At 28.7% G+C, this 11,632-nt stretch carries 11 protein-coding genes; 3 read left to right on the top strand and 8 right to left on the bottom strand.

Annotation, left to right across the window (positions count from 1 at the left end; all coding sequences use genetic code 11):
- The 3 genes from Q0J90_RS08205 to Q0J90_RS08195 all read left to right on the top strand — a co-directional run.
- Nucleotides 1-531 (top strand): DUF1385 domain-containing protein (locus tag Q0J90_RS08205; RefSeq protein WP_297277440.1); only part of this gene is annotated, 531 nt, incomplete at its 5' end.
- The gene (locus tag Q0J90_RS08200; protein WP_297277439.1) at nucleotides 522-1,649 is read left to right on the top strand and encodes a hypothetical protein; all 1,128 of its coding nucleotides are present in this window, start codon (nucleotides 522-524) and stop codon (nucleotides 1,647-1,649) included. The genes Q0J90_RS08205 and Q0J90_RS08200, both read left to right, overlap by 10 nt.
- 12 nt (nucleotides 1,650-1,661) lie before the next feature.
- Entirely contained in the window at nucleotides 1,662-2,678 is a 1,017-nt protein-coding gene (locus Q0J90_RS08195) for a WYL domain-containing protein (protein ID WP_297277438.1), read from the top strand.
- Between the two features lie 54 nt (nucleotides 2,679-2,732).
- Here Q0J90_RS08195 and Q0J90_RS08190 read toward each other — a convergent pair whose 3' ends face one another.
- The 8 genes from Q0J90_RS08190 to Q0J90_RS08155 all read right to left on the bottom strand — a co-directional run bounded on the left by Q0J90_RS08190 (nucleotide 2,733) and on the right by Q0J90_RS08155 (nucleotide 11,573).
- Nucleotides 2,733-4,820 (bottom strand): glutamine synthetase III, encoded by a 2,088-nt coding sequence (locus Q0J90_RS08190; protein ID WP_297277437.1) that lies wholly within the window; start codon nucleotides 4,818-4,820, stop codon nucleotides 2,733-2,735.
- Between the two features lie 118 nt (nucleotides 4,821-4,938).
- On the bottom strand, nucleotides 4,939-5,757 hold the full coding sequence (locus Q0J90_RS08185; protein WP_297277436.1) for a hypothetical protein: 819 nt from the start codon (nucleotides 5,755-5,757) through the stop codon (nucleotides 4,939-4,941).
- A gap of 6 nt (nucleotides 5,758-5,763) precedes the next feature.
- Nucleotides 5,764-6,900: a chemotaxis response regulator protein-glutamate methylesterase gene (locus Q0J90_RS08180; RefSeq protein ID WP_297277435.1), complete on the bottom strand. Its 1,137-nt coding sequence runs from the start codon at nucleotides 6,898-6,900 to the stop codon at nucleotides 5,764-5,766.
- 27 nt (nucleotides 6,901-6,927) lie between these two features.
- The gene (locus tag Q0J90_RS08175) at nucleotides 6,928-7,521 is read right to left on the bottom strand and encodes a chemotaxis protein CheD (RefSeq protein ID WP_028328433.1); all 594 of its coding nucleotides are present in this window, start codon (nucleotides 7,519-7,521) and stop codon (nucleotides 6,928-6,930) included.
- An 18-nt stretch (nucleotides 7,522-7,539) separates the two neighbouring features.
- Entirely contained in the window at nucleotides 7,540-8,391 is an 852-nt protein-coding gene (locus Q0J90_RS08170) for a CheR family methyltransferase (RefSeq protein ID WP_297277434.1), read from the bottom strand.
- Between the two features lie 19 nt (nucleotides 8,392-8,410).
- Nucleotides 8,411-8,941: a chemotaxis protein CheW gene (locus Q0J90_RS08165; protein WP_297277433.1), complete on the bottom strand. Its 531-nt coding sequence runs from the start codon at nucleotides 8,939-8,941 to the stop codon at nucleotides 8,411-8,413.
- Between the two features lie 11 nt (nucleotides 8,942-8,952).
- Nucleotides 8,953-11,133: a chemotaxis protein CheA gene (locus Q0J90_RS08160; protein ID WP_297277432.1), complete on the bottom strand. Its 2,181-nt coding sequence runs from the start codon at nucleotides 11,131-11,133 to the stop codon at nucleotides 8,953-8,955.
- 71 nt (nucleotides 11,134-11,204) lie between these two features.
- Nucleotides 11,205-11,573 (bottom strand): response regulator, encoded by a 369-nt coding sequence (locus tag Q0J90_RS08155; protein ID WP_028328429.1) that lies wholly within the window; start codon nucleotides 11,571-11,573, stop codon nucleotides 11,205-11,207.
- Nucleotides 11,574-11,632: the final 59 nt, after the last annotated feature.

The raw sequence follows: 11,632 nt of genomic DNA, 5'->3' as shown, positions 1-11,632 counted from the left end.
CATGGAGCAGAACATATGGTTGTTAATGCATATGAGCATGGATTAGACCCTGATACAGGTAATATTAGAGATTATACAACTATACATCCTAGATGCGGTACTACATTTATGTTTTTAGTATTAACAGTTTCTATATTGCTTTATATGTTTACAAGTTATTTTGTATATACATATATATATGCTTCATATACTCCAACTAAAATAGTTGGAAATTTGACTGTATTAGCTATTAATATAATTTTACTTCCTATAGTTTCTGGTATATCTTATGAAATATTAAAATTGGGATTTAAATTTTATAATTTCCCTCTTATGAGACTTGCTATACTTCCTGGTTTAGCTCTTCAGAAAATAACTACCAGAAGACCGCAAGATGATGAAATAGAAGTGGCACTATTTGCTTTAAGTAAATTATTAGATACATCAATAGAAAAAAGAACCGAAGAAGAAGTGCAGGCTGATATTAAAAAAAGTTTGGAAAATAATGATAATATAAAGGATAATGCAGCAAAAGAAACATTATGCGTATAAAAAAGAGGCTTATAGCAAACGATAATTATTATGAATATTCTTCCAGCTATATAAGAAAATATATTGTTCTTATAGCTGCGGCTTTATTTATTTTATTATCTGTGATTATATTTGTGCATGTTAATTATAGGATAGTTCCGTTAAAGTCATATATGAAAAATGACACTCCTGTACTTGATGCTAATACGATTTCCATTACCAATAATAATGGTATTTATTATACAGGAGATTTTACTAGTATTCCAAAATCTATACGTATAAATGATGATATGGTTGAGAATTTATATTTATATTTATTTCATGATAATCATATAATATTTTGGAAACTTTATAAGTATGGATTAAAAAGATATTTTTCTTATTATGCTTTTAATATACTTGACGGAGATTCTCAGTCTTTTATTATTAAAGAAAATGAAAAAGATTTTTTAGATTTTTATGATAATTTTGTAAGGGCTCAATTTAAAAAAAGTATAGGTGAATTCAATATAGAAATTCCTAACTTTTATAACACTAAAATAAATATAAAATCTTCTATAAGCAATTTGATTAATGCTGAGTTCTCATTTAAATTTACTAATTTTACAGCTTCTATGGTAAATTGGAAATATAATAGAGCATTATATACAGCATTCTATTACGGACTTCCAAGCGGATATTTAGTTGTTCCTGGAAGCGAAAATGCCATAACAGATACAAGTTCAGTTATAGCTGTGAATACTGTAGGAAGAAATCCTTCTAGATATACACATAATATTACAGCTGCTTTAGTTTATACTTCTTATACTACAGAACCTATTCCTGTATTTATTTATGATTCTAAACCTGAATCTCAAAATTCAAAAATTATAAAGTTTTTATTTAATAATAAATGGTATGTATATAAAGATTTTGAATCACATGAATATAAAGATGTTATAGATTATTATTCTAAAGAAGAAGGATTTAGTTTTGTATTTACAGTTACAGGAAATTATTTATACGAGTCATTTGGAAGTTTTAATAAAATAGATATGGAAACTACTAAAGGTGTATTAGACGGATATTTTACTATCAATAATGAGCAGTTTAATATTAACGGTAATGCCGTTAAAGAATTTGTTCATAGTGTATTTTAAAAAGGATGTAGTATGTCAGATAAAAAGAAATTTGAAAGATTATTCGAATTGTATAGTTCATTGATATTAGATGGGTTCATAGATAAAAATAAATTTATGGATTCTAATAATATGTCCTTAAGAACATTACAAAGAGATATAGAAGAAATACAAAAATATTTGCAGATAGAGCTGATTTTAGAAAATGACAGATATACTCTAAAAAAAGAATATTTAAAAAAATTAAAAAAATGGTTTAATTTTGATAATGATAATCTTAAAAAAAATGTAGATATATTATTTTCTGTATTTATGAAAAAGGTAAGTTCAAATTTATCTCTTATACCGCATTCAACTGTATCCAAATTATTGCCTCAAAATGTAGACAATGAATATTATGATATTATTGTTATTTCTAATAATGAGATAAATAATATAGCAGGTGATAGTGAAAATATAGAAAAACTACTTTCTTGTGTTAAGGATTTAAATGATATAAGTTTTGATTATTATATTCAAAGCAGTAATATTAATTATAAGGTTAAGGCTATAGCATACCTCATTTATTATTTTCAGGGTATATGGTATTTAGTTGCTTATGATCATAAACATAAAAAGATAAAAACCTATTCTATAAGCAATATATCTAAGATAGAAATAATACAGAAATTAAAGTTCAATAATAATAAAGAAAAGGAAGAATATCAGAAAGAACATAAAAATAGAATTGAGAGCAGAGAAAAATTAATAAAACTAATAGAGAAGAAAAGAAGTATATATTGGAGTGATAATAAATTAACAAAAACTACTATTCATTTTAATTCAGAGGTTGCACATTATTTTAAAAATAGAGATTACGGATTCAATCAAAAAATAAAAAAAGAACTGGAAGACTGTTCTATAATAGTTAATTTTGATTTTTCATCTTTTACAGAACTTAGAATATTTTTAAGTCCTTGGCTTGGTTCTTTTAAAATTATTTCGCCTGAAAAATTTAATAAAGAATTCATAGAGCATTTGAACAAATCATTATCCATTATGAATGAATAAGATATGAAAAAATAAAAGGGCATAAATTATATAATCTATGCCCTTTACTATTTTTTATGATAAGCTATATAGCATATCACCGTAAGTCGGAAGTTTCCAATATTTTTTTGATACAATTCTTTCTAATTCATCTATTGTAACTCTCATATCTTCTAAACAGGCAAATATTTTATCTCTTGAAAATTTGGCAGATTTTGATACATCATTAAGTTTTTTAGCTTCTACAGTATATCCTTCCAATTTTTCCAATTTAGAATCAAGATCTTTAATTAAATCATTGAGCTTATTAATCAATTTTTTCTCAACATCAAATTTTAATTTTAAATTTCTTTTTTTATCAGCGATATCGGTAAGCTCTCCCATATATTCTATTGAAGATGGAAGTATTTGTTTATGTACCATATCTACTAATGTAAGAGCTTCTATATTAATTTCTTTAACATACTCTTCCATACTTATTTCATATCTTGAATGTATTTCTGTTTCAGTTAAAACTTTATGTTTAGTTAATACTTCGATATTCTTTTTAGATATGAAATGAGGTAATGCTTCAGGAGTTGTTTTTAAATTAAATAATCCTCTTTTTTCAGCTTCTTTAACCCATTCATCAGAATAATTATTGCCGTTATATATTATTCTTTTATGTTTTTTGAAAGTTTCTCTTATTAGTTCATCAATATCTTTATCCAAGTTATCAGATTTTTCCAATATATCAGCAAACTGTGATAATGCTTCTGCAACTATAGTATTTAAAATGATATTAGGACCTGATACAGAAAGACTTGAACCAACCATTCTAAATTCAAATTTATTTCCAGTAAATGCTAAAGGAGAAGTCCTATTTCTATCAGTTGTATCTTTAGTTAGTCTTGCTAAAGAATTAACTCCCATTTCCATTTCAACTTTTTCTTTTCCTTTATATTTTTTAGAGCTTTCCATATATTCAAATATCTCTGTAAGTTCATCACCAAGAAATATAGATATAATAGCAGGAGGAGCTTCAGCAGCACCAAGTCTATGATCGTTGCTGGCAGTGGCTGTAGTTATTCTTAAAAGATCTTGATATTCATCAACTGCTTTTATTATAGCAACTAAAAATAATAAGAATTGTTTATTTTTTGAAGGATTATCTCCTGGTTCTAAAAGATTTAATCCTGTATCTGTAGCAATAGACCAGTTATTATGCTTACCGCTTCCATTTACCCCTATAAAAGGTTTTTCATGAAGTATGCATGCTAAATTATGTTTCTCAGCTATAACCTTCATAAGTTCCATAGTAATCTGATTCTGATCTGTAGCCATATTTGTAACGGTATATTCAGGAGCTAATTCGTATTGTCCAGGTGCAGCTTCATTATGTTCTGTTTTAGCAACTATTCCCAATTTCCAAAGTTCATTATCAAGTTCTTTCATAAAGGCAAGTACTCTAGGTTTAATAGCCCCAAAATAATGATCCTCTAATTCCTGACCTTTAGGAGGACAAGCACCAAAAAGAGTTCTTTTACAATATCTTAAATCTGCTCTTTGCAAATAGAGTTCTCTATCTATTAAAAAATATTCCTGTTCAGCTCCAACAGTTGTAAATACTCTGCTTATATTTGTATGTCCGAATAACTTTAATATTCTTTTTGCTTCCTTTTCAATTACTTCCATAGAACGAAGTAGGGGAGTCTTCTTATCTAATGATTCTCCGCTATATGAACAAAATGCACTAGGTATACATAAAGTATCATCTTTTATAAAAGCATAAGAAGTAGGATCCCAAGCAGTATAACCTCTGGCTTCAAATGTAGCTCTAAGACCTCCAGAAGGAAAGCTGGATGCATCTGGTTCACCTTGTACTAATTCTTTACCTGTAAATTCCATACGTATGGAACCGTCATCAGTTTGAGTTATAAAGCTTGTATGTTTTTCCGCTGTTACTCCTGTCATAGGCTGAAACCAATGTGTAAAATGAGTAGCTCCATTTTCAATAGCCCATTCTTTCATAGCATGAGCAACAACATTGGCAACTTCCAAATTTAAACGCTCTCCATTTTTTATGGTCTTTATTAATTTTTTATAAATGTCTTTAGGAAGTTTATCCTTCATCACATTATCATTAAAAACCATACTACCAAAAATTTCTGGTATCTTCTTCATTTTAGTATTTTCTCCTAAAAAAAATTATAATATAAATTTTTCTATTATATCATTACTTAGAATTAATGCAATATTACTATTAGTAGTTATTGAAAAAAATTAAGAAAAAATAAATTTTTTAAATATTTTTATGAATAAAGTCTTTAATTTCGTACAAAGCTTTTAAAATTTCTTTTCTATGAAGATTATTTCTTGTTGAAAATAAAACTTTAATATCATTAATTTCAGAAAGAGACATATAATCATCACTGGCTATAACGTCATATATATAATCTATAGCATTAATTATACCCTCATCATAATCTTTGAATTTAAAATACTCATCAGGTAAATTCCAAATTAATGCCTCTATAATATTTGGTGAGAGTTCATTTATAGCTTTAACTTCAGATGAAAATGTAGAAAATATGTATTTAAATATTTTAACTAAATTAATAAAATTATTTCCGCAATCATGTTCTTTCTTATCAAAATTTTTATTATCTAATTTAGGATAATCCATATCATTAATTGCATCAACAGATGTAATCAATACACCCTCAACGTTCTTTTCTTCAATAACCTTAAAACATGGAAACAAAGCAATCTTTTCATTATCATAATCAAGTATTAAAGAATCTGATATTTCAATAATTTTATTAGAATAATTATCATTTTTCTTAATAAGTTCAAGTATAGAATTTTTAAATTTTCTTGTATCATTTCCATTAGAAATATCATCTAAAATTATATAGATATTTAAATACTCCATATAACTTATATTAGTTCCATTTCTTTTGGCACCTGTAGCTATTAGAGAAATATTGTTAAAAGATTTATGAGAAGATATTAATTGTGATACTGCTTCAATATGTTTATCAATTTTATATGATGGGTAGATAGCAGTACCACCTACCCATTTATTTATATATTGATATAAATCTATATTTGAATCCATTTTTATTTATACTCTTTTTAAAGCAGCAGCAAGAATTTTATCTAGCGGCAGAACTTCATCAACTCCACCTCTGGCTATTGCTTCTCTAGGCATACCAAATACAGTACAAGTTTCTTCGTTTTGAGCTATATTATAGGCACCTGCATCTTTCATTTCTTTCATACCATTAGCACCATCATCACCCATACCAGTTAATATTATACCTATAGCCTTATTCTTAGCGTAAACAGCACCGCTTCTGAACAATACATCTACAGAAGGTTTATGTCTAGTTACAGGCTCTCCATCTTTTACTTCAACATAATATTTACCGCCTCTAACCTTAATCATAGTATGCTTGCCTCCGCGTGCCAATACAGCCTGTCCTCTTCCAACAGACATACCATCTTCAGATTCAAATACTTCTATTTTTAATAAACTATTTAATCTTTTAGCAAAAGAAGTAGTAAAATGTTCAGGCATGTGCTGAGTTATAACAATAGGAGGTGCTGAAGGTGTAACATTTTTTAAACATTCTATTAAAGCTTCTGTACCGCCAGTAGAAGACCCTATTAAAATAATTTTATCCATAGGTGTTTCTCTAGAAGGAGTAAGAGGAAGTATAATATCTGCTGAATTTTTCTGATACACCTTAAATCCGGAAGTTTTAGGTGCTTCTAAATTTAATGGTGTTCTTTCAGTAGCAGATGCAGTTGATTCTGCAGGAACACTAACTCCATGTTTTCTATAAAATTTTGCTCTGTTAGCATAAGCATTTTTTATTTTTTCTACTAAATCTGTAGCTAATTCCTCAACACCATCTCTAACATTTGCTGATGGCTTTATAACATAATCAAAAGCACCTATATTTAAAGCATCAAGAGCTAATTCTCTATGTTTATCCAATAAAGAACTGAACATTATTACTGGAATAGGGTTATTAAGCATAAGCTTTTTTAGGTAGGTAATTCCATCCATTTCCGGCATTTCTATATCCAAAGTAATAATATCAGGTTTAAGATTTTTAACCTTACTTTCTGCTAAAATAGGATTTGCTGCTGTTCCAACCATTTCCAATGCAGGATCTGAATTTACTATTTTAGTGAGTAATTGTCTAATTAATGCGCTATCATCAATAGCTAATACTTTAATTTTTGTAGCCATAAAAATCCTTCCTAAATTATTAATATATTAAAACAATGTGATATCTGATTTTTCTTCAAGTTTATGCTGTAAGTTTTTAGAATATTTAAGTTCTTGTTCAGCAGAGAATTCTTTAGTTTTACCTTCTAGTTTTTTCATAAGAACTCTATTTTCTGTATTAAAGAAAAAAACTTTTCTAGGCCAAGATCCTCCTATATCCTCACTTACTATGGGTATTTTTTCATCAGCCAAAAATTTTTTAGCGAATTGAATATTTTTATCTGGAACTTGAAGAATATTACTTGTCATACCAGATAAAACGTGACCTCCTCCAAATATTTTAGCTGTTAGATTTTCTTTTTTGCCGCCTAATTTTATAATTTCATTTATTAAAACTTCCATAGCAAATACACCATATCTTGTATTATTATAGTCTTCTGCAGGATTTTCCCATTCCCTCATTTCTGGAAGCATAAAATGGTTCATACCGCCAAATTTTAACTTATTCTCAAAGAGACAAACTGATATACAGCTACCTAAAACAGTTTTAATAACAGCTGGCTCTTTAGAGGCATAGTAACCGCCTATATAAATAGTTATTCTTTTAAAATTACTATTGGCTGCTGCTGGAAAATCAATCATTATTATTACCCCTAATTTTTAAATCTTTTTATAAATATTACTTGCTACATATTTAAACTTATCTGATACTCCAAACAAAGTTTCAGAATGCCCAATAAATACAAGACTGTCTTCCTTTAGATACCTATGAAACTTGTTAAACAATTCTTTTTGGAATTCTTTATCAAAATAAATTATAACATTTCTACAAAATATTAAATCAAATTGAGTATGTATATCAAAATCTTCATCTTTAAAATTTAACTGCCTAAAAAACAAATTCTTCTTCAAAACATCTTTTACTTTATAAAGACCTTCCTTATCTCCAGTACCTTTCAGAAAATATTTCCTTAAAATATTATCTTGTATAGGTTCAACTGATTCTTCTCTATAAATACCAGCTCTGCCATGAGCAAGCACATTAGTATCTATATCGCTGGCTAATATTTTAATATCATATCTGTCGTAATTAGCCCCGAAATATTCATGCAATGTCATCTGTATCGTGTAAGGTTCTTCACCTGTAGAACAAGCTGCTGACCAAATTCTAAGATTTTTAACCTTTCCGTCTTTAAAATTTTTCTCCCAATTTGGAAGAAAAGTACTTTTCATATACTCAAAATGTTTGTTCTCTCTAAAGAAATCCGTTTTATTAGTAGTCACAGCGTTTACAAAATTTGTTAGCTCTTCATCTTTAGCATTTTTTACAAAATCTATGTATTCTCTGAAAGAATCCATATGTAAAGCTCTAAGTCTTTTACTTAATCTAGATGTAACCAAAGCTCTTTTATGATTAGACATCTGTATGCGAGTTTTATCATAAATAATCTTAACTAATTCTTCAAACTCAGAATCACTTAAGGCTGGCATATTGGCATTTAAATCATCCATTGTTATTCCTTAAATAAAATCATAAATTTTTAGTTTCTTCGTTACCAGATTTAATAATTTCTTCTATAGGAAGAACCATTATAATTTTATTTTCTAATCTAATAACGTTAGAAATTTGAAGTCCTCTCATATTATCTATAGGAGTTTCTGTCATTTGACTCTCATAAACTGTAATAACATCGCTTACCATATCAGCTAATATTCCAAATTTTCTATTAGTAGTTGCTATTACAATAATAACATCATCTTCTATAGAATGATCATCTCTTCTAGCTAATCCAAATCTTATTCTAATATCAACGATATGAAGAATATTACCTCTCAAATTCATTAACCCTCTCATGTATTTAGGACTTCCTGGTACAGGAGTTATATTAGTAACTCCAACTATACCATCAATACTTAAAACATCAAGGGCATATTCTTCATTATCAATTTTAAACACTAAAAACTGCTGACTTGGTTCGGTAGAAATATTATCTTCATGATCTAAAGATGGTCCTCCAACTTGAGGTATGCTATCAACATTTATTTTTTGATTATCTAACATATTTCAATCCTTTATTTTACGCCGTTGTTTATTTTTCCTTGTAAGGACATATTAACTAATCCTTGTATATCAATGATAAGAGCTATCTTACCATCTCCAAGTATAGTACCTCCAGCTATTCCTGCATGCTTACTGAATGCAGAATCCAAAGATTTTATAACTACTTGCTGCTGATCTAAAAGCTCATCAACAAATATAGCACATCTTCTATATCCAGCTTCTACAACTACAACAATACCATCTTCTATATTTTCAACTTGTGTATCTATTTCAAAAACCTTATGCAATCTAATTAAAGGCAAATATTCATCCCTTATTTTTATCATTTCACCTTTACCTTCAAAAGGTTTTACCTGTTCATTTTTTACTTTTATTTGTTCAATAATAGATATAAGAGGCATTATATATATTTGCTTTCCTAAAGCAAATGTAATACCTTCAATAATTGCTAATGTCAAAGGAAGTTTTACTATAAATGTACTGCCTTGTCCTTCTACAGATTTAATTTCTATTTTACCTTTCATCTTTTCAACATTAGCTCTAACAACGTCCATACCAACACCTCTTCCTGAGATATCAGTAATTTTCTCAGCAGTAGAAACACCAGGATAGAATATAGTTCTGTATATTTCTCCATCTGAGTATTTTCCATCTTTTGAAAGCAATCCTTTCTCAATAGCTTTATTTAATATTTTTTCTTTATTTAATCCGTTACCATCATCAGCAACTTCTATAACAACATGTCCTTCTTGGTGTGCTGCGGACATTGTTATAGTACCGTATTCAGGCTTACCTCTAGCTATTCTTTCCTCTTTAGTCTTTTCTATTCCATGGTCCATAGAATTTCTTATCATGTGTTTTAAAGGGTCAGATAATTGCTCCAACATATTTTTATCTATTTCTGTTGTTTCTCCCTTCAAAACCAATTTAACTTCTTTATTTAATTCTAAATTCAAGTCTCTTACATATCTATGGAACTGGTTAAATATAGGGCCAATAGGCATCATCCTAATATTCATAACTTCTTCTTGTATTTGTCTAGAAGTTCTGTCCATAGAACTAACAGCTTCTTTCAAACCATTATCTATATCTAAACTTTGCGTAAGCTGCATTATTCTTGATTGAGCAATTACAAGCTCTCCTATAAGATTCATTAAGCTATCAAGTTTTCTTGTATCAACTCTAACTGTAGAAGGAGCTTGAACTTTTGCTGCTGCTTTCTGAGGAGATGCTGCTGCAGGAGATTTTGAAGCCTCTGCAGTTTGAGATGCTTCCTGATGTGAAGCTTCATTTTGGCTTGCTTCATGTTTAGTATTTTCTTCTTCTGCCGCTGCTGTTTCAGAAGTTTTTGATTCTTCTTTTGCCTGCTCTTCATCATTCTTTATCTCAGCTTTAGTATTTATTATATTGATATCATTATCATCTATAACAAACAAGAAAATATTTTGAACTTGATCTTCAGGAGCATTAGTTTCAAAATCTAATGAAAATTGTGTATAACAAACATAAGGATCTTCAAGATTTAAAATACTTGGCAAACTATTACATTCAATTTTTAAGTTGCTAATAGTACCAATAGCCCTGAGGTCATTTAAAAACATAAGAGGGTCTATACCATTATCAAAAATAGTAGCTTTGAATCCCATTTCAATATGAAAAGAATTAGAACCGGATTCAGCATCTTCTTTTACTTCTTCCTTTTTTTCCTCATCTGCTGCTTTTTCAACTTTAGGCTCTTCTTTTTTAGCCTCAGGAGCAGGTGCTGCTTTTGATGGGGCAGGTGCGGCAGTACTTACATCATTTCCATCAGCTATAGCTTTAATTTTAGCTTTTAAAGATTCTATATTAGTAACACCGTCAGTTTCACTCTTACCATCAACAATATTTTGAAGCATTAATTTAACAGTATCCAAAAATTCCAAAAGAACAGTAATCATTTGCGGAGTAACATCTAATTTACCGCTTCTTACTTTTTCTAATAAGTTTTCTGCAACGTGATTTAATTCACTCATAGTTGTAAAACCAACTGTACCAGCAGATGATTTTAAAGTATGAGCACTTCTAAATATTTTATTTAAAAGGTCTTCATCGCTTTTATTATCCTCTAAAAGCACTAAGTCATTTTCAAGACCTTCTACTATCTCATTAGCTTCACTTAAAAATATCGAAATAAATTCATCACTATCAAACATATATTAAACCTCTACCTTTTAATGAAATCCTTATTAATACATAAATATAATAAGGTTTTTTCTACAAAACATCAACTTAAAAAACGTTTTACTACATCTAAAAGCTGAGTTGGGTTAAATGGCTTTACTAGCCAGCCGCTTGCTCCAGCAGCTTTACCCTCCATCTTTTTCTCATCCTGAGATTCTGTTGTAAGCATAAGAATAGGGGTATATTTATGTTGATCTACCTGTCTTACATGCTTAATAAATTCTATACCATCCATTTTAGGCATGTTAAGGTCAGTTATTATCATATCAACATTTGGAGTTTTACCTAGAACCTCTAATCCTGTAGTACCATCATCTGCAGATACCACACTATAACTGCCCTTCTTCAAGGTATATTCAACAGATGCTCTAGCTGTATTTGAATCGTCTACAATTAGTATTGTTTTAGCCATACATTTAACCTCTTATATCATTAATTATTTTTATCATTAATTATTTTTAAATATTCTAC

The sequence above is a fragment of the uncultured Brachyspira sp. genome (assembly GCF_944390595.1).
Lineage (GTDB): Bacteria > Spirochaetota > Brachyspiria > Brachyspirales > Brachyspiraceae > Brachyspira.
Note: the sequence above shows the minus strand (reverse complement) of the source record. Positions and strands in the feature narration are given on the sequence as shown.

Coding starts and splice junctions, on each gene's coding strand:
- Q0J90_RS08200 (WP_297277439.1), top strand. CDS start 522: ATGCGTATAAAAAAGAGGCTTATAGCAAACGATAATTATTATGAATAT.
- Q0J90_RS08195 (WP_297277438.1), top strand. CDS start 1,662: ATGTCAGATAAAAAGAAATTTGAAAGATTATTCGAATTGTATAGTTCA.
- Q0J90_RS08190 (WP_297277437.1), bottom strand. CDS start 4,820: ATGAAGAAGATACCAGAAATTTTTGGTAGTATGGTTTTTAATGATAAT.
- Q0J90_RS08185 (WP_297277436.1), bottom strand. CDS start 5,757: ATGGATTCAAATATAGATTTATATCAATATATAAATAAATGGGTAGGT.
- Q0J90_RS08180 (WP_297277435.1), bottom strand. CDS start 6,900: ATGGCTACAAAAATTAAAGTATTAGCTATTGATGATAGCGCATTAATT.
- Q0J90_RS08175 (WP_028328433.1), bottom strand. CDS start 7,521: ATGATTGATTTTCCAGCAGCAGCCAATAGTAATTTTAAAAGAATAACT.
- Q0J90_RS08170 (WP_297277434.1), bottom strand. CDS start 8,391: ATGGATGATTTAAATGCCAATATGCCAGCCTTAAGTGATTCTGAGTTT.
- Q0J90_RS08165 (WP_297277433.1), bottom strand. CDS start 8,941: ATGTTAGATAATCAAAAAATAAATGTTGATAGCATACCTCAAGTTGGA.
- Q0J90_RS08160 (WP_297277432.1), bottom strand. CDS start 11,133: ATGTTTGATAGTGATGAATTTATTTCGATATTTTTAAGTGAAGCTAAT.
- Q0J90_RS08155 (WP_028328429.1), bottom strand. CDS start 11,573: ATGGCTAAAACAATACTAATTGTAGACGATTCAAATACAGCTAGAGCA.